Source organism: Burkholderia sp. BCC0097 (assembly GCF_902832985.1).
Taxonomy (GTDB): domain Bacteria; phylum Pseudomonadota; class Gammaproteobacteria; order Burkholderiales; family Burkholderiaceae; genus Burkholderia; species Burkholderia orbicola.
Map to the genome: position 1 here is coordinate 55,687 of NZ_CADFDM010000011.1, position 17,067 is coordinate 72,753.

The following is a 17,067-nucleotide window of genomic DNA, read 5'->3' on the forward strand; positions in this document are numbered from 1 at the left end:
TCGCGGCTGCGCATGTCGCGCGGCCGCACGTTTGATCGAAGGTTGTTCCAGTCATGTCACGTCTGAAGGTTCTTTACGGTTTTCATGCGGTGACCGCACGTTTGCGGCACGATGCATCGACGGTGGCGGAGGTGCTGTACGACCAGACGCGTCGCGACCGCCGCATGCAGGACTTCCTGCACGCCGCGAAGGAAGCGGGCGTGCGGCTGATCGCAGCCGACGAAACGCGTCTGTGGGGCCTCGCGCACACCGAGCGCCATCAGGGCGTCGTCGCGCGCGTCGAGGACATGCCGCTTGCGCAGAACCTGTCCGAGCTGCTCGACGGCATCAACGGGCCCGCGCTGCTGCTCGTGCTCGACGGCGTCACCGATCCGCACAACCTCGGCGCGTGCCTGCGGGTCGCCGATTCGGCCGGCGCGCATGCGGTGATCGCGCCGCGTGACCGCGCGGTCGGTCTGAACGCGACCGCGGCCAAGGTGGCGAGCGGCGCGGCCGATACGGTGCCGTACATCACGGTGACGAACCTCGCCCGCGCGCTGCGCGAGCTGAAGGAAGCGGGCGTATGGATCATCGGCACGTCGGACGAGGCGCCGGCGACGCTCTACGAAACGAAGCTCGACGGCCCGGTCGCGCTCGTGATGGGCGCGGAAGGCGAAGGCATGCGCCGGCTCACGCGCGACACCTGCGACGAAGTGATGAGCATCCCGATGGCCGGCAGCGTGGAAAGCCTGAACGTGTCGGTCGCCAGCGGCGTCTGCCTGTACGAAGCCGTGCGCCAGCGGCGCGTGAAGGGCTGAACCTTCGGGCTGAACCCCGGGGCTGGCCCGGGGCCGACCCGCCCGTCCCGCGCGCGATGCGCGGGCGTCGAATGACCCGAACGACGCGTGCCCCGATGCAAGGCGGCACGCGGCTCTCCGGAACCCGCGACCGATGACCCTGTTTCGTATTGGCGCCTGCAGCGCCGTGCTCGGCCTGTTGGCGGCCTGCACGTCGCCGTCGCTCGTCGAACGCGGCACCTACTACGCCGACACGAGCCTGCACGCGCGCGGCGCCGATTCGCGGATCCGCTTTCTCGTCATGCATTACACGGAAAGCGACGAGACGAAATCGCTGCGCACGTTGACGGGCGATTCGGTCAGCGTGCATTACGTCGTCCCGCCGCAGCCGCGCGCCGAACGCGGGATGCCCGTCGTCTACCAGCTCGTTCCGGAAGCGCGGCGCGCGTGGCACGCGGGCGTCAGCGAGTGGCAGGGCACGACCGAGCTGAACGCGGTGTCGATCGGCATCGAGAACGTGAACCGCGGCCCGCTCGATCCGCAGCACCGCACCTGGCAGCCGTATCCGCCCGAACAGGTCGACGCGCTGACCCGCCTGTCGAAGGACATCGTCGCGCGCTACGGGATTCCGCCGACGCGCGTGGTCGGGCACAGCGACATCGCCCCGCAACGCAAGATCGATCCCGGGCCGCTGTTCCCGTGGCATGCGCTCGCGCAAGCCGGCGTCGGCGCATGGCCGGACGATGCGACCGTCGCCGCTCGGCTCGCCGGCCGCGACCCGCACGCGCCGGTCGACGTGCGCGAATTGCAGCTCAAGCTCGCGCGCTACGGCTACGACGTGCCGACCGACGGCGTGCTCGACACGCGCACGCGGCGCGTGTTCGCAGCGTTTCAGATGCATTTCCGGCCGTCCGACTACGCGGGCAATCCGGACGCGGAAAGCGACGCGATCGCGCAGGCGCTGCTCGACAAGTACTTTCCCGGCACGCAAGCGGCGGACCCCGCACCGGCGGCCGACACGCCCTGAATACGCGGCGTATCGCACGCCGAAAAACGCGGGGCGCCCACCGACTCCGGTAAACTGGCGGTTTTCCGCAATCCAGCAGCATTACCACGCCATGACTCAAGACGAACTCAAACGCCTCGTCGGCCAGGCCGCCGCCGATTACGTGATCCAGAACGTGCCGGAAGGCGCCGTGATCGGTGTCGGCACCGGCTCGACCGCCAACTGCTTCATCGACGCGCTCGCCGCCGTCAAAACGCGCTATCGCGGCGCCGTGTCGAGCTCGATTGCCACGACCGAACGCCTGAAATCGCACGGCATCAAGGTGTTCGATCTGAACGAGATCGAGTCGCTGCAGGTGTACGTCGACGGCGCCGACGAGATCGACGCCGGCGGCGCGATGATCAAGGGCGGCGGCGGCGCGCTGACGCGCGAGAAGATCGTGGCGTCGGTGGCCGATACGTTCGTCTGCATCGCGGACGCCAGCAAGCGCGTGCCGGTGCTCGGCGCGTTCCCGCTGCCGATCGAGGTCGTGCCGATGGCGCGCACGGCGATCGGCCGGCGCGTGACCGCGCTCGGCGGCGTGCCCGTGCTGCGCGTGACGAAGGACGGCGCGCCCTACATCACCGACAACGGCAACGAGATCATCGACGTGAAGGGCCTGCAGATCGCCGATCCGCGCGGTTTCGAAGCGCAGGTGAACGCATGGCCGGGCGTCGTGACGGTTGGTCTGTTCGCCGAACGCGGCGCGAATCTGTGCTTGCTTGGCACGGAAACCGGCGTTGAAACGATCGTCTATCCGGCTGGCTAAAACTGAATGAGAAGCAGTCCGTAACGGCGCGGTATCGGCCGTCATGGATTGGATGGTTAAATCTTGTGGAAACCGGGGTCCGGCAGGCGCGGCGCGCTTCCCGGGCCTTTTTTTTAGCCGTATAAATCACCTCGTTCAAAAGAGGGATAACCCTGTCAGGTGTTTACCAGATAGCGAAATATCGTCGAACTCATCAACTTATAGATCATAAGAACAGAGTAGTAACCAGGGCCGGCGGAACTGCGGAGCAGGTGTTCGCAAATCGACGCACGGGGAGGTGTCATGGAGCAGGGCAAAGACCGGTCACTGGTCGCCAAAGTGATGGATGGGCTTGTCGCGGGTATCGTCGAAGACAAGTACGGCGGCATCTTGCCGCCGCAGGACGTGCTGTCGAAAGAGTTCGATGTGAGCCGCACGGTGATGCGGGAAGCGTTGTCGATGTTGCTTGCGCGCGACATGCTCGACGTGCGTCCGAAAGTCGGTACGCGCGTGCGGCCGATGCGCGACTGGCGGATGATCGACGAAGACGTCGTGAGCTGGCGATTTCGGGCAAAGCCCGATCCGCAGTTCATGCGCGACGTCATCGAATTCAGGATGCTGATCGAACCACGCGCGACCGCGCAGGCGGCGGTGCGTGCGACGGCGGCCGACATCGCGGGCATTCGCGAAGCGTTCGATGCGTTCAAGGTGTTGCAGCCGGGCGACCCCGGCTACGACACGGCGGACGAGTTGCTGCATACGCGGATCGTCCAGGCGAGCGGCAACCAGTTCTTCCAGCAGATGGCGGCGATCGTGCGCGGAGCAGTGCGTCTCGTGAATCCGCGCGTCGTGCAGAAGGAAGGCGCGCACGACATTGCGGTGAAGGCGCACGCGCGTGTCGTCGATGCGATCGAGCGGCGCGACCCGCGCGAAGCCGAAGCGGCCTCGCTCGCGCTGATCGATTTCAGCGCGGACGAGATTTCGCGCGATTTCTCGGTCGACGTGCCGGTGCGTGCCTGACGCGGCGCGCGTTGCTCATCCGTGTGCCGCCGGGCCGTTTATCATGACGGCCGGCCGGCAGCGTGCCGGCTACCGTCATACGACCGACACGGAAGATCAGGATGAACGACAACGACCATCGCCCGGTGCGATTCGGCATCGTCGGTGCAGGCAGCATTGCGCGCCGCTTCGCGCAAAGCCTCGCACACGTGCCGGGCGCCACGCTCGCCGGCGTCTGGGCCCGCCGCGCCGACGCAGCGGCCGCCTTCTGCGAGACATACGGCGGCACGCCTGCCGCGAGCCTCGACGCGCTCCTCGCGAGCGAGATCGACGCGATCTACATCGCGACGCTCCATGACAGTCACGCACAGTACACGCTGGCCGCGCTGGCTGCCGGCAAGGCCGTGCTGTGCGAGAAACCCGCGGCGCTGAACGCCGCGCAACTCGACACGGTGCTGCACGCGGCGCGTAATGCCAGGTTGCTCTTCATGGAGGCGATGAAGCCGCCATTCTTCCCGCTGTACCGTCAGTTGCGTGCGCACCTGCGTGACGATCCGATCGGTGAGATCCGGCTTGTGCGGGCGGGCTGCGCATCGTCATCGGTGCCGGAGGACCATTCCGTCTATCGGCTCGATCGCGCGGGCGGCGCACTGCTCGACATCGGCATCTACGAGGCGTTTCTTGCCGTCGACTGGCTCGGCGCCGCGCGCGACGTGCAGACGCTCGGCCGCGTCGGTGCGACGGGTGTCGACCTGTTCGCGAGCCTGAACAGCGTGCATGCGAACGGCGGGATCGCGCAGCTCTTTTGCGGCCTCGACGTGATGGGGCGCGGCGATGCGCTGATCGCCGCGGCGGGCGGCCACGTGACGATTCACGAGAAGTGGTGGAACCCCGCGCGTGCGACGATCCGCTACGCGGACGGGCGCACCGTCGAACTCGAGGCACCGGCCGAAGGCGGCGGGCTGAACTACGAAACCGCGCATTTCTGCGACCTGCTGCGTGCGGGCCGGACCGAAAGCCCGATCATGACGCACGACCATTCGCGGCAGATGATCGCAATGACCGATGCGGCGCGCGCCGTGCTCGGCGTGCGCTATTCGGGCGAATAGGGGGAACAGGCGAAAAGGAGGCGGCCGGGCCCGCGAGCGCGGCCCGGCGCAACGGCGCGGCTCAGTGTCGCGACGGCAGCGACAGGCGCTTTTCGTACCAGCGCTGCACCCATTCGAGGATCTGGCACAGGACCCAGTACACGGCCGCGGCGGCGAGATAGAGCGGCAGCGGCTGATAGGTCGCCGCGATCACTTCCTGCGCGCTGCGCAGCAGTTCGGTCACGGTGATCACGGACACGAGCGACGTGTCCTTGATCAGGCTGATCAGGCTGTTCGACAGGCTCGGCACCGCGATGCGCAGCGCCTGCGGGCCGATCACGTAGCGAAGCGTCTGCCCCCACGACAGCCCGAGGCTGTACGCGGCGAGCCACTGGCCGCGCGCGATCCCGTTGATCGCGCCGCGCATGCTTTCCGACATGTAGGCCGCGACGTTCGCGGACAGCGCGATGACGCCGGCCGGCGTCGGATCGAGCGAGATGCCGAGGCTCGGCAGCCCGTAATAGATGACGAAGATCTGCACGAGCAGCGGCGTGCCGCGCATCAGGCTCACGTACGCGCGTGCCAGCCACGCGAGCGAGTTGACCCAGATGCGCTCGAAGCCGTCGAGCGCTTCGCTCTGCCGGATGCCCATCATCGCGAGCACGACGGCGCCAAGCAGGCCGAACACCATCGACAGCACGGCGAACTTGACGGTCAGGACGGCGCCCTGGGCGAGCACCGGCAGCGATTGGACGAGCAGGGACGTTGTCGACATGGGGTGCGAATCGAATGCGTGCGCGAAAGCGCAATCATAAACCGGGCCGATAAAACAAAGGGCGGCATCGTTGCGGATGCCGCCCTTTCCGGCCCGCCGTCAGGCGGGAAATGCAGGCGTGCTTACTTGATCGGTTTCGTCACGTCGATGCCGAACCACTTGTCGGAGATCTTCGTGAACGTGCCGTCGGCCTCGAGTTGCGCCATCGCGTCGTCGATCGCCTTCTGGAACTTCGGGTTGCCCTTCTTGAACGGGATGCCCGACGGGTTCGCCGAACCGACGTTCGCGCCCGGGCGCAGCGGCAATTGCGAATTCTTCGTCAGGTACGCGAGCATCAGGCGGTCGTTGAGCGCCGCGTCGAGGCGGCCGGCCGCGAGATCGCGCAGGTACTCGGGCGCGCCCGGGTACGTCTTCACGTCGATGCCCGGCACCGATTTCGCCATGTCCATGTAGTTCGTGCCGAGCGCGACGCCGAGCTTCTTGCCCTTCAGGTCTTCCAGCGACTTGAACTGGCGCGTGTCGTCCTTGCGCTGGATCAGCTGCGCGGACGAGTACGTGTACGCCGGCGAGAAGTCGAGCGTTTCCTTGCGCTTGTCGGTGATGCCGACCTGGTTGGCGATTACGTCGAACTTGCCGGCCTGCAGGCCCGCGATGATGCCGCTCCACTCGGTCGTCACGAATTCGGCCTTCACGCCGAGCTTCGCGGCGACGGCTTTCGCGATGTCGACGTCGAAGCCGACGAGTTCGCCTTGCGGGCTCTTCGAGTTGAACGGCGGGAACGTGCCCTCGAGGCCGACGCGCAGCGTGCCGCGTTGCTTGACCTGATCGAGAAGGTCGGCCGCATGCGCGGTCGACGCGGCGAACGACGCGCCGATCGCGCCGGCAACCAGCAATTTCTTCAGCAGCGAAAATTTCATCGTGTGTGTCCTTGCCCTGTCCGGGTCAATGATTCTGATCGTGAAGCCGATGATAGCAAAAACGCTATCAATCATTAAATACAGTTTGTTTATGCCTATATTACGCGTTGCGTTCGCGGGCGATCGCCTTCACGCATTCGGATACGAGTGCCGGGCCGCGATAGATGAAGCCGGTATAGAGCTGGACGAGCGCCGCGCCGGCCGCCAGCTTCGCACGGGCGTCCTCGCCCGAGAAAATGCCGCCGACGCCGATGATCGGCACGTCGTTGCCGACTTCCGCGTGCAGCTTGCGGATCACTTCGTTCGACGCGTCGAACACGGGGCGGCCCGACAGGCCGCCGGCTTCGTCCGCGTGCGGCAGGCCCTGGACGGCCGCGCGCGACAGCGTCGTATTGGTGGCGATCACCGCTTCGATCTTGTGGCGCAGCAGCGTGTCGCCGATTTCCTTGACCTGTTCGTCGTCGAGATCGGGGGCGATCTTCAGCGCGAGCGGCACGAGCTTGCCGTGCAGGTCGGCCAGGCGCTGCTGCTTGTCCTTCAGCGCTGCGAGCAGTGCGTCGAGTTCGCCCGCGCCCTGCAACTGGCGCAGGTTCTTCGTGTTCGGCGACGAGATGTTGATCGTCACGTAGCTCGCGAACGGGTACACGCGCTCGAGGCAGTACAGGTAATCCTCGGCGGCGCGTTCGATCGGCGTGTCGGCGTTCTTGCCGATGTTCAGGCCTAGGATGCCGCGATAGCGGGCGGCCTGGACGTTTTTCACGAACTGGTCGACGCCGTGGTTGTTGAAGCCCATCCGGTTGATCAGCGCCTCGGCCTGCGGCAGCCGGAACATCCGCGGGCGCGGGTTGCCGGGCTGGGGGCGCGGCGTGACCGTGCCGACCTCGATGAAGCCGAAGCCGAGCGCCGCGAGGCCGTCGATGGCCGCGCCGTCCTTGTCGAGGCCGGCCGCGAGGCCCACCGGATTGCGGAACGTGAGCCCCATCACGGTGCGCGGCGCGTCGGGCACGCGGGCGGACAGCGCGCAGGCGAGGCCCGTGCGGCCGGCCGCGCCGAGCGCGCGCAGCGTGAGGTGGTGAGCGTCTTCCGCATCCATTTTGAACAGGGATGCGCGGGCCAGCGGGTAGAGGGAACTGAACACGGGAGTTGGGCGGACAGCCGGAATGAATGACAACCCGCTATTTTACCGGGAGTTGCGCGGCACGGGCGTGCTTTGCTTCGTAGCCTCCGCGGCGCGCGTCAGCCCGAGCCGGAATGCCCGCCCGGCAAGGGTGCGCGCGCCAGCGCCGCGTCCACGGGCGGCAGGTCGATCCGTTCCGGATCGAGCGTCTTCCAGCGGCCGTCGATCAGCCCTTCGAGCGGGTGGAAGTTCGCCTTGTAGGCCATCTTCGGGCTCTCGCGGATCCAGTAGCCGAGGTATACGTAGGGCAGCCCGAGGCTCTTCGCCTGCTCGATCTGCCACAGGATGTTGTAGGTGCCGTAGCTCGTGTGCCGGTCGTCCGGCTCGAAGAACGTATAGACCGACGACAGCCCGTCGCCGAGGATGTCGATCATGCTGACCATCCGCAGCTTGCCGGGTTCGCCGCCCGGTGCGTCGAGGTCGCGGAATTCGACGAGGCGCGAGTTGATCCGGCTTTGCAGCAGGAATTGTTCGTACTGGTCGCGGCTGTCGCGATCCATGCCGCCGCCCGCGTGGCGCGCGGACTGGTAGCGCATGTAGAGCGCGTAGTGCTCTTCGTCGTAGTGCAGCGGCGAGACTGTCGCGACCAGCGCGCGGTGCCGCTTCCACATCCTGCGCTGCGTGCGCGTCGGCGCGAACTCGCCGACCGGCACGCGCACCGGCACGCAGGCGCGGCAGCCGTCGCAGTACGGGCGGTACGTGAAGACGCCCGAGCGGCGGAAGCCGGCCTTCACGAGCTCGGTGTAGATGTCGGAATTGATCAGGTGGCTCGGCGTCGCGACTTGCGAGCGCGCGATGCGGCCGTCCAGATAGCTGCACGGATAGGGCGCCGTTGCATAGAATTGCAGCGCCGAAAGCGGTGAAAGCGGCAGCTCAGTCGGGTGAGTCATGGGCAGCTCTCGATGCAGGGAAGGAGTGCCGCGCTAGCGCTCGGTCCTGGTGGGCGCCGCCGTTTCGGCGGGGCTCGTCAGCGCGGCGAGCACGCGCTTGTCGAACTGCCACGGAATCGGCGGTTCGGCTACCGCGCTGCGCACGTGAGCGACAAAGGCCTTGCGTGCGATCTCGCGGCCGCCGAGCGACGCTAGATGCGACGTATTCTGCTGGCAGTCTATCATCTCCAGCCCCTGCTCGCGAAGGTGCGCGATGAGCGCGGCCAGCGCGATTTTCGACGCATCGGTCACGTCCGCATACATCGACTCGCCGAAAAACATCCGGCCGAACGACACGCCGTACAGGCCGCCGACGCGGCGCCCGTCGTGCCACGTCTCGATGCTGTGCGCGTTGCCGGAGCGGTAGAGCGACGTATAGGCGTCGATGATCTCGGCGGTGATCCACGTGCCGCGCTGCCCGCGGCGCGGCGCCTGGGCGCATGCCCGCATCACGCCGGCAAAATCGTGATCGACGCGCACTTCCCATTCCGGCGTGCGCAGCACGCGCTTCAGCGTCTTGCGCAGCGACGGCGATACCTTGAATTCGGCCGGCACGAGGATCATGCGCGGGTCGGGGCTCCACCACAGCACCGGCTGGCCGTCCGAGTACCACGGGAAGATGCCGCGCAGGTAGGCGTCGATGAGCCGCGACGGCAGCAGGTCGGCGCTCGCGGCGAGCAGCCCGGGCGCCCCGGTCGCGGGACCGAGCGCGCGTTCGATGGACGGAAACGGATCGTCCGGGCCGAGCCAGGGAACCATGGGTGCGGGGCTCAGCCGTTGCGCAGCGAGCGGAAGATATCGCCGGTGTGCACGCCGTAGTCGCCGGCGGCGCGATCCGCGAAGAAGAAGCGCAGGGTCTGGCTGACGGTCGGGAACGCGATCTCGTCCCAGGGGATGTCGGCTTCGTCGAACAGTTTCACTTCGAGGCTTTCCTCGCCGGCTTCGAAACCCGGATCGGTGAGCCGCGCAAGATAGAACAGGTGGACCTGGTGCACGTGCGGCACGTTGAGCAGCGTGAACAGGTTCTGCACCTCGACGCGCGCGCCGGCTTCCTCGAGCGTTTCGCGCGCGGCGGCTTCCGCGGTCGTCTCGCCCATTTCCATGAAGCCCGCCGGCAGCGTCCAGAATCCGTAGCGCGGTTCGATCGCGCGGCGGCACAGCAGGATCTGGTCGCCCCAGACCGGCACCGTGCCGACGACGTTGCGCGGATTCTGATAGTGGATCGTGCCGCAGTGATCGCAGACGAAGCGCTCGCGGTTGTCGCCCGGAGGAATGCGCGCGAGGACTTCGTGACCGCAGACGGAGCAGAATTTCATGTCGAATGGAAGGGACGAGGTGATGCGAGTGTATCACCGGGCCGCGGCATTCTCGAACGCCTGCGCATGGGGCGGCGTGTCGTGCGAAACAGTGGGTGAGCGAGCGAAGCGGGCGCCGCGTTGGGCCGCGCGAAAACAAAAAGCCCGGCGCGAAGCCGGGCTTTTTGCGAAATTCTGGACGGTTGGTTGCGGGGGTAGGATTTGAACCTACGACCTTCGGGTTATGAGCCCGACGAGCTGCCAGACTGCTCCACCCCGCGTCCGTCGAAGAAATGAATTATATGGGCTAACCCGAATGCGTGCAAGTGTTTTCTGACAATCGCATGACGAGCGCTGGTGGGGCCGGTACGGAAAGGCACGTGCGCTAGAATCGAGCGGTTTGTGTCGTCATCCCGGCAGCGGCCCTGCGCGATCGCATCGGCGCCGTTGCGACTCTCATTACTGCATCGACGGATTCATGGACATTGCTCACGATCTGCAATCGATCGGCGCGCAGGAACAGGCGCTCGTGTTTCCCCATTTCGACCCGGCCCGCGCGTGGGCGCTCGGCAACCGGATGCATGCGCTCGCGACGTCGCGCGGTCATGCGATCGCGATCGACATCGTCACGTTCGGCCAGCCGCTGTTCTATGCGGCGCTCGGCGGAGCCACGCCCGACAACGCCGACTGGGTGCGCCGCAAGCGCAACGTCGTCGCGCATTTTCGCCGCAGTTCGTACGCGATCGGCCTGCGCATGCAGCAGGCCGGCGCGACGCTCGCGGACAAGCACGGGTTGCCGGTCGCCGAATATGCGTCGCACGGCGGTTCGTTTCCGCTGACCGTGGCCGGCGCCGGCGTGATCGGCTCGATCACCGCGTCCGGGTTGCCGCAGCGCGCGGACCACGAGTTCGTCGTCGAGGCGCTGTGTGCGGAGCTCGGTCACGACTACGCGGTACTGGCCCTCGCAAGGAGCTGAGCGATGCAACTGCCCGGTTACGCATGGCTCGCGATCGCGATCGTCGCGGAAGTGATCGGCACATCCGCGCTGCGCGCGGCGGACGGCTTCACGCGCCTCTGGCCGTCGGTGCTCGTTGTCGCCGGCTACGGCGTCGCGTTCTACTGCCTGTCGCTCACGTTGCGCACGATGCCCGTCGGCATCATCTATGCAGTCTGGTCGGGCGCCGGCATCGTGCTGATCACGCTCGTCGCGATGCTGCTCTATCGCCAGGTGCCGGACGTGCCGGCGGTGATCGGCCTCGGGTTGATCATCGCGGGCGTCGTGGTGCTGAACCTGTTCTCGAAGATGCAGGCGCACTGAGCGTGCGACTGCCGTTTGCCGGATGACCTTCATGACCGATTCCACTTCCGCCGCCGTGTCCGCCGAATCCGCCCAGCCCGACGTGCGCGCGTACGTCGCGAACCGCATCGGCTTTCTCGAACTGAACCGGCCGAAGGCGCTGAATGCGCTGTCGGTCGGCATGATCCGGCTGATGCAGCAGGCGCTCGATGCGTGGCGCGAGGATCCCGACGTCGTCGCGGTCGTCGTGCACAGCCCGCATCCGCGCGCATTCTGCGCGGGCGGCGACGTGCGCTTCTTCCACGATGCGTGGCAGCGCGGCGACCGCGTTGCGGTCGATACGTTCTTCATCGAGGAATACACGCTGAACCATGCGATCTTCACGTATCCGAAGCCGTACATCGCGCTGATGCACGGCGTCGTGATGGGCGGCGGCATGGGGATTTCGCAGGCGGCGCGGCATACGGGCGGCCTGCGCGTCGTGACCGACTCGACGAAGATGGCGATGCCGGAAACGCGCATCGGCCTGTTTCCGGACGTCGGGATGAGCTGGTTTCTCGCGCGCACGCCCGGCGCGATCGGCCGCTATCTCGCGGTGACCGGCGCCACGCTCGACGCGGCCGGCGCGCTGTACGCGCAACTCGCCGACGTCTATCTGCCCGATGCCGCGCTGCCGGCGCTGCTCGACACGCTGCGCGGCACGCGCATCGACAGCGGCGCGCAGGCCGTCGCGTGCGTGACCGACGCGGCCGCCGCGCACAAGGTCGTGCCGACGCCCGATACATCGGCGCTCGCCGACGCGCGCGCCGGGATCGACCGGCATTTCGCGCAGCCCGACCTCGACGCGATCCTCGCATCGCTCGACGCCGAGCCGGATTGCGCGGCGGTCGACGGGTGGGTCGAGAAGGCGACCCACGCGATGCGCGAGCAGTTGTCGCCGCTGTCGATGGCCGTGTCGCTCGAAGTCGTCGAACGCGCGCGCGGCGCGACGATGGCCGATTGCCTGCGGCGCGATCTCGATCTCACGCGCTCGACCTTCGCGCGCGGCGACGTGATCGAAGGCGTGCGCGCGCTGATCGTCGACAAGGATCACCAGCCGGTGTGGCGCTTCAAGTCGGCCGCCGACGTCGGGCGCGCCGACGTGCTCGCGATGTTCGACAGCCCGTGGACGCCCGACACGCATCCGCTGCGCCAGTTGAAGGACTGACGTCGATCGGGCTGACTCGCGCGGAAGGATCGGTGCGCGGGGAAGAAACGAAAAGGCCGCGTGCACGATGCACGCGGCCTTTTTCATGGATGTCGGCCGGTCCGGGCCCGAAGGCCGCGTCGTCCGCGCCGGCGTTACTCGTCGCCCGCGTCGTCCGACATGAAGGCGCGCATGAACACGAGCGCGCCGAAGCCCCATACCGCGTTCGCCGCGAAGCTGGCCGCGAGCACGGGCATCATGTTGCCCGACGGCCAGATGCCGCGCAGCGGATCGATCGCGAACACGCGGGCGGCCGTCAGCACGATACCGCCGAACACGAGCGCGCCGATCCACGATGCTTCGCGTTCCGGCGACACGCGCAACAACCACGCCATCGGAATCGCGCAGCACGCGCTGATCAGCGCATTCGCGACAAATTCAGGAATGCCGAGCGGCGCGAACGGTTGTGTCGAGAAGCCGGTTGCGGCGATCAGATCGGCCGTGTGGAGGAGGGCGAGCGTGGCCTCGCGGAAGAACAGTGCGGCCAGGAAGCCGGACAGGAAGGGCAGGATGACTTTCTGCATCGATGAGTGCACCGCAGGCGCGCACGGCCGAAGCCGTATGCGCGGAGTTATTCGGATAGGTGCGCCATTATAGGGCCCGGCCGCGGCGATATTCGCTCCAGCGTCGTGCTAATCACGAAAGCGGAAAACCTAAGCTCAAAAAAATCGTTCCAAAGCCCTGTACCGATCCCTAGACTGGTTCCTCAGAAACAGCCGTGCGATCGCGTCCTCGTCCGCTGCACGGCCTGACCGGCGAGCCATCCCGATTCGAATGCACACCATGCATGCGTCGTTCATCCGCGACGCGAGCAGGGCGACGTTTTTTTCAAATTTCGGCAGTGACAGTCAAGCAGGAGCAGCAGATGAATGTGTTCTGGTTTATTCCCACGCATGGCGACAGCCGCTATCTCGGCACGGCCGAAGGCGCGCGCGCCGCGGACTACGATTATTTCAAGCAGGTCGCCGTGGCGGCGGACACGCTCGGCTACGACGGCGTGCTGCTGCCGACCGGCCGTTCCTGCGAGGATGCGTGGGTTGTCGCGTCAAGCCTCATTCCTGCGACGCAGCGCCTGAAATTCCTGGTCGCCGTGCGTCCCGGCATCGCTTCGCCGGGGCTCGCCGCGCGGATGGCCGCGACCTTCGACCGCCTGTCGGGCGGCCGCCTGCTGATCAACGTCGTCACGGGCGGCGATGCGGCCGAGCTCGAAGGCGACGGCCTGTTCGCCGATCACGACACGCGCTACGAGATCACCGACGATTTCCTGAACATCTGGCGCGGGCTGCTCGCCGCGTCGCACGACAACGACGGGTTCGACTACATCGGCAAGCACCTGCAGTCGAAAGGCGGCAAGGCGCTTTATCCGCCAGTCCAGCATCCGCATCCGCCGCTGTGGTTCGGCGGTTCGTCGCCGGCCGCTCACGCGATCGCCGCCGATCACATCGATACCTACCTGACCTGGGGCGAGCCGCCCGAGGCCGTCGCGAAGAAGATCGCCGACATCCGCGCCCGTGCCGACGCGCGCGGCCGCAAGATCAAGTTCGGTATCCGCCTGCACGTGATCGTGCGCGAGACCGAGGACGAGGCATGGCGTGACGCCGAGCGGTTGATCAGCCGGCTCGACGACGACACGATCGCGCGGGCGCAGAAAGCGTTTGCGAACATGGATTCGGAAGGCCAGCGCCGGATGGCCGCGCTGCACGGCGGCAAGCGCGGCGGCCGCGAGGCGCTCGAGGTCTATCCGAACCTGTGGGCCGGCGTGGGGCTCGTGCGCGGCGGCGCCGGCACGGCGCTCGTCGGCAATCCCGAGCAGGTCGCGGAACGGATGCGCGAATACGCGGATCTCGGCATCGAGACGTTCATCCTGTCCGGCTATCCGCACCTCGAGGAGTCGTATCGCTTCGCGGAACTCGTGTTCCCGCTGATCAAGGGCAAGGGCGTCGAGAAGGCGGCCGGTCCGCTGTCGGGGCCGTTCGGCGAGATCGTCGGCAACAACTATCTGCCGAAGACGAGCCAGAGCTGAGCGACGGAGGCTTGCGATGACAACGAAAACGTCGACGACGGGCGCTGCCGTGGCCGCCCGCGCGTGGCGCGGCGTCGCGCCGTGGCTCGTGCCGCTCGCGTTGCTGGTGGTGTGGGAAGTCGGTGCGCGCACCGGCTGGCTGTCGACCCGCGTGCTGCCCGAGCCGGTGGCGGTCGTGCGCGCCGCCTGGTCGCTCGTGACGTCGGGCGAAATGTGGGCGAACGTGAAAGTGAGCACGTGGCGCGCGCTGTTCGGCTTCGCGATCGGCGGTGGCGTCGGCCTTGCGCTGGGGCTTGCGACCGGCCTGTCGAAGGCCGCCGAGGTCGCGCTCGACTCGACGATCCAGATGATCCGCAACATCCCGGCGCTCGCGATGATCCCGCTCGTGATCCTGTGGTTCGGCATCGACGAGAAGGCGAAGCTGTTCCTCGTCGCGCTCGGCGTGTTCTTCCCCGTCTACATCAACACGTATCACGGGATTCGCTCGGTCGACGCGAACCTGATCGAGATGGCGAAGAGCTACGGCGTGCGCGGCTTCGCGCTGTACCGCGACGTGATCCTGCCCGGCGCATTGCCGTCGATTCTCGTCGGCGTGCGTTTCGCGCTCGGCCTGATGTGGGTGATGCTGATCGTCGCGGAAACGATCTCCGCGCAGTCGGGCATCGGCTACATGACGATGAACGCGCGTGAATTCCTGCAAACCGACGTGGTGGTGGTCGGCATCCTGCTGTACGCGGTGCTCGGCAAGCTGGCCGATGTGCTGGCGAAATGGATCGAGCGCGTGACGCTGCGCTGGCACCCCGCCTATCAATCAGGAGCAAAGGCATGAATGCGACGACTTCGGCGGCCGCCTACGGCCCGCTCGCCGGCGCAGACCTCGAGGCCGAGCTGGCACAGGCTCGCGTCGCGGACAGCGATGCGCGTGACGCGGCGATCCTCGAACATGATGGCAGCGCATCGGTCGTGCCGCTCGCGCGGCGGCGCGCGGGCGGTACGGCACCCGACGACGCGGTCACGCTGTCGGGCGTCAGCAAGCGCTTCGGCGCGCGCACGGTGCTCGACAACGTCGAGCTCGGCATCGCGCGCGGCAGCTTCGTCGCGATCGTCGGCCGCAGCGGCTGCGGGAAATCGACGCTGCTGCGTCTCGTCGCGAGGCTGGAGCAGCCGAGCAGCGGCGCGCTCGTGACGCGCGGCGAGGGTGGCGGCGTGCTCGATACACGGATCATGTACCAGGATGCGCGCCTGCTGCCGTGGAAAAGCGTGCTGCAGAACGTGATGCTGGGCCTCGGCCGCGGTGCGCGCGACCAGGCCCGCGCGGTGCTCGACGAAGTCGGGCTGCTGGAACGCGCGAACGACTGGCCCGCGCAACTGTCGGGCGGCCAGCGGCAGCGCGTTGCACTGGCCCGCGCGCTCGTGCACCGGCCGCAACTGCTGCTGCTCGACGAGCCGCTCGGCGCGCTGGATGCGCTCACCCGCATCGAGATGCATGCGCTGATCGAGCGCCTGTGGCGCGAGCATCGGTTCACCGCGCTGCTTGTCACCCACGACGTGCAGGAGGCCGTCGCGCTCGGCGATCGCATCCTGCTGATCGAGCAGGGGCGGGTGGCGCTCGACCAGCCGGTGCCGCTCGACCGGCCGCGTGCTCGCGCGTCGGCCGCATTCGCGGCGCTGGAGGATCGCGTGCTGAAACGCGTGCTCGCCGGCGGCCCCGGCGCGGTCGATCGCGAGGCCGAGCATGAAACAGACAAGGTTCGACCGGTCGGGCAGATCCGCTGGGCCGTTTAATCCGGGCGGCTTCGGCCGCCCGTTCTGAGACTTTTTTCTTCGGAGCGATCATCCCGATGAGCATCACTGCAATCAACGTACGAAACCAGTTCAAGGGCAAGGTCAAGGAGATCATTCGCGGGTCCGTGGTCTCCGAAGTCGACGTCGAGACGCCGTTCGGCATCGTCACGTCGGTGATCACCACCCGTTCGGTGGACGAACTCGAACTGAAGGTCGGCGCCGAAGTCGTCGCGCTCGTGAAGTCGACGGAAGTCTCGATCGCGCGTCTCTGAGCGCGCGGCTCGCGCCCCCAGGCGGCGTCGGCGGGCAGTGTGCCTGGCGGCGCCGCATTGCATTCCTGCAGCGCGTTTGCCTCGGTATTCGACTTCCGGACGAAGTGCTAGGATGGAACGACACCGATGCCGGAGGCCAACGCATGACCCCCATCCTTTCCCCCGAAGCCATCGAGGCGCTGAAATGGATCGACCAGTTTGGCGACAGCCGGCCGGTTCCGGCCGCATTTGACGACGTCGTTTACGCGTTGCTGAATGACGGGCTGATCTATCAGGCGGCGGCCGATCGGGTCGACCTGACGGCCGATGGCCGGTCATTTTTGTCAGACGAATACGATTGAGCGCGCGGCGCCGGCCGCGCAGGCGGCCGGGCGCGGTGTCGCCACGGAGCGTGCGATGGAACCGAGAGGCAGCGACCTCGGCGATTTCAGTGAGCCGTACCGCGGTTTCGAGATCGAGGTGAAGACCGAGCAGGTCTGGGACGGCGAGCATGCGCACTATCGCGTGCTGCGGGGCGATGCCGTGCGGATCGACTGGCGGCTGGTCAAGGTCGACGGGATGCTGCTCACCGAACGGCGGGTGATCGAGCGGGTGTTCGACGAAGCGCGCCGGGCGGTCGATGCTGAGCTGGGCGACCGATAGCGCGCGGGTGGGGCGGGCATGGCCGGTATTGCGGTAAAATGCCCGGTTGTTCC

General features: G+C 67.2%; 21 protein-coding genes and 1 tRNA gene. 14 read left to right on the forward strand and 8 right to left on the reverse strand.

Annotation, left to right across the window (positions count from 1 at the left end; translation table 11 throughout):
- The first annotated feature begins 53 nt into the window (after window positions 1-53).
- The 5 genes from rlmB to HWX07_RS30615 all read left to right on the forward strand — a co-directional run bounded on the left by rlmB (window position 54) and on the right by HWX07_RS30615 (window position 4,677).
- Window positions 54-797, forward strand: coding sequence for a 23S rRNA (guanosine(2251)-2'-O)-methyltransferase RlmB (rlmB, locus tag HWX07_RS30595; RefSeq protein ID WP_023474772.1), 744 nt, complete (start codon window positions 54-56; stop codon window positions 795-797).
- A gap of 133 nt (window positions 798-930) precedes the next feature.
- Window positions 931-1,803, forward strand: a complete 873-nt coding sequence (locus HWX07_RS30600) for an N-acetylmuramoyl-L-alanine amidase (RefSeq protein WP_175878832.1) — start codon at window positions 931-933, stop codon at window positions 1,801-1,803.
- 91 nt (window positions 1,804-1,894) lie between these two features.
- The gene (gene rpiA / locus HWX07_RS30605; protein ID WP_175878833.1) at window positions 1,895-2,590 is read left to right on the forward strand and encodes a ribose-5-phosphate isomerase RpiA; all 696 of its coding nucleotides are present in this window, start codon (window positions 1,895-1,897) and stop codon (window positions 2,588-2,590) included.
- Between the two features lie 282 nt (window positions 2,591-2,872).
- The gene (locus tag HWX07_RS30610; RefSeq protein ID WP_006476118.1) at window positions 2,873-3,589 is read left to right on the forward strand and encodes an FCD domain-containing protein; all 717 of its coding nucleotides are present in this window, start codon (window positions 2,873-2,875) and stop codon (window positions 3,587-3,589) included.
- 101 nt (window positions 3,590-3,690) lie between these two features.
- Window positions 3,691-4,677, forward strand: coding sequence for a Gfo/Idh/MocA family oxidoreductase (locus tag HWX07_RS30615; protein WP_175878834.1), 987 nt, complete (start codon window positions 3,691-3,693; stop codon window positions 4,675-4,677).
- Window positions 4,678-4,738: 61 nt separating this feature from the next.
- Here the strand turns inward: HWX07_RS30615 and HWX07_RS30620 are convergent, their stop codons facing one another.
- From HWX07_RS30620 to HWX07_RS30650, 7 genes are all read right to left on the reverse strand, one after another.
- Window positions 4,739-5,431 carry an amino acid ABC transporter permease gene (locus HWX07_RS30620; RefSeq protein WP_175878835.1) on the reverse strand — a complete coding sequence of 231 codons (693 nt, stop codon included), beginning with the start codon at window positions 5,429-5,431 and terminating at the stop codon, window positions 4,739-4,741.
- Between the two features lie 122 nt (window positions 5,432-5,553).
- The gene (locus tag HWX07_RS30625) at window positions 5,554-6,348 is read right to left on the reverse strand and encodes a cystine ABC transporter substrate-binding protein (protein ID WP_124624232.1); all 795 of its coding nucleotides are present in this window, start codon (window positions 6,346-6,348) and stop codon (window positions 5,554-5,556) included.
- A gap of 100 nt (window positions 6,349-6,448) precedes the next feature.
- On the reverse strand, window positions 6,449-7,486 hold the full coding sequence (locus tag HWX07_RS30630) for a quinone-dependent dihydroorotate dehydrogenase (protein ID WP_175878836.1): 1,038 nt from the start codon (window positions 7,484-7,486) through the stop codon (window positions 6,449-6,451).
- A 98-nt stretch (window positions 7,487-7,584) separates the two neighbouring features.
- Window positions 7,585-8,415, reverse strand: coding sequence for an arginyltransferase (locus tag HWX07_RS30635; protein WP_006476113.1), 831 nt, complete (start codon window positions 8,413-8,415; stop codon window positions 7,585-7,587).
- Between the two features lie 33 nt (window positions 8,416-8,448).
- Window positions 8,449-9,213, reverse strand: coding sequence for a leucyl/phenylalanyl-tRNA--protein transferase (gene aat / locus HWX07_RS30640; RefSeq protein WP_175806731.1), 765 nt, complete (start codon window positions 9,211-9,213; stop codon window positions 8,449-8,451).
- A gap of 11 nt (window positions 9,214-9,224) precedes the next feature.
- Complete coding sequence (locus HWX07_RS30645) at window positions 9,225-9,770, reverse strand: NUDIX hydrolase (protein WP_006476111.1); 546 nt, start codon at window positions 9,768-9,770, stop codon at window positions 9,225-9,227.
- 183 nt (window positions 9,771-9,953) lie between these two features.
- Window positions 9,954-10,030, reverse strand: a tRNA-Met gene (locus tag HWX07_RS30650).
- Between the two features lie 197 nt (window positions 10,031-10,227).
- On the opposite strand from HWX07_RS30650, the gene HWX07_RS30655 reads away from it, so the two are divergent.
- From HWX07_RS30655 to HWX07_RS30665, 3 genes are read left to right on the forward strand one after another with little or no spacing between them, the layout of a single operon-like run.
- A complete protein-coding gene (locus HWX07_RS30655) occupies window positions 10,228-10,725 on the forward strand; it encodes a heme-degrading domain-containing protein (RefSeq protein WP_175878837.1) in 498 nt (165 codons plus the stop codon).
- Window positions 10,726-10,728: 3 nt separating this feature from the next.
- Window positions 10,729-11,067: a multidrug efflux SMR transporter gene (locus HWX07_RS30660; protein ID WP_011545307.1), complete on the forward strand. Its 339-nt coding sequence runs from the start codon at window positions 10,729-10,731 to the stop codon at window positions 11,065-11,067.
- A gap of 31 nt (window positions 11,068-11,098) precedes the next feature.
- Complete coding sequence (locus HWX07_RS30665) at window positions 11,099-12,253, forward strand: enoyl-CoA hydratase/isomerase family protein (RefSeq protein ID WP_175878838.1); 1,155 nt, start codon at window positions 11,099-11,101, stop codon at window positions 12,251-12,253.
- A 134-nt stretch (window positions 12,254-12,387) separates the two neighbouring features.
- Here the strand turns inward: HWX07_RS30665 and HWX07_RS30670 are convergent, their stop codons facing one another.
- Window positions 12,388-12,816, reverse strand: a complete 429-nt coding sequence (locus HWX07_RS30670; protein ID WP_175806728.1) for a hypothetical protein — start codon at window positions 12,814-12,816, stop codon at window positions 12,388-12,390.
- Between the two features lie 341 nt (window positions 12,817-13,157).
- Here HWX07_RS30670 and ssuD point away from each other — a divergent pair, with 341 nt between their 5' ends.
- From ssuD to HWX07_RS30700, 6 genes are all read left to right on the forward strand, one after another.
- Entirely contained in the window at window positions 13,158-14,315 is a 1,158-nt protein-coding gene (gene ssuD / locus HWX07_RS30675) for an FMNH2-dependent alkanesulfonate monooxygenase (protein WP_006495307.1), read from the forward strand.
- Window positions 14,316-14,331: 16 nt separating this feature from the next.
- On the forward strand, window positions 14,332-15,144 hold the full coding sequence (gene ssuC / locus HWX07_RS30680; RefSeq protein ID WP_012328410.1) for an aliphatic sulfonate ABC transporter permease SsuC: 813 nt from the start codon (window positions 14,332-14,334) through the stop codon (window positions 15,142-15,144).
- Window positions 15,141-16,100, forward strand: coding sequence for an ATP-binding cassette domain-containing protein (locus tag HWX07_RS30685; protein ID WP_175878839.1), 960 nt, complete (start codon window positions 15,141-15,143; stop codon window positions 16,098-16,100). The genes ssuC and HWX07_RS30685 overlap by 4 nt, the downstream gene beginning before the upstream one ends.
- A 56-nt stretch (window positions 16,101-16,156) precedes the next feature.
- Entirely contained in the window at window positions 16,157-16,372 is a 216-nt protein-coding gene (locus tag HWX07_RS30690; protein ID WP_006476104.1) for a TOBE domain-containing protein, read from the forward strand.
- 143 nt (window positions 16,373-16,515) lie between these two features.
- A complete protein-coding gene (locus HWX07_RS30695) occupies window positions 16,516-16,713 on the forward strand; it encodes a hypothetical protein (protein WP_011545313.1) in 198 nt (65 codons plus the stop codon).
- A 55-nt stretch (window positions 16,714-16,768) separates the two neighbouring features.
- Window positions 16,769-17,014: a hypothetical protein gene (locus tag HWX07_RS30700; protein ID WP_006476102.1), complete on the forward strand. Its 246-nt coding sequence runs from the start codon at window positions 16,769-16,771 to the stop codon at window positions 17,012-17,014.
- Window positions 17,015-17,067 lie beyond the last annotated feature (53 nt).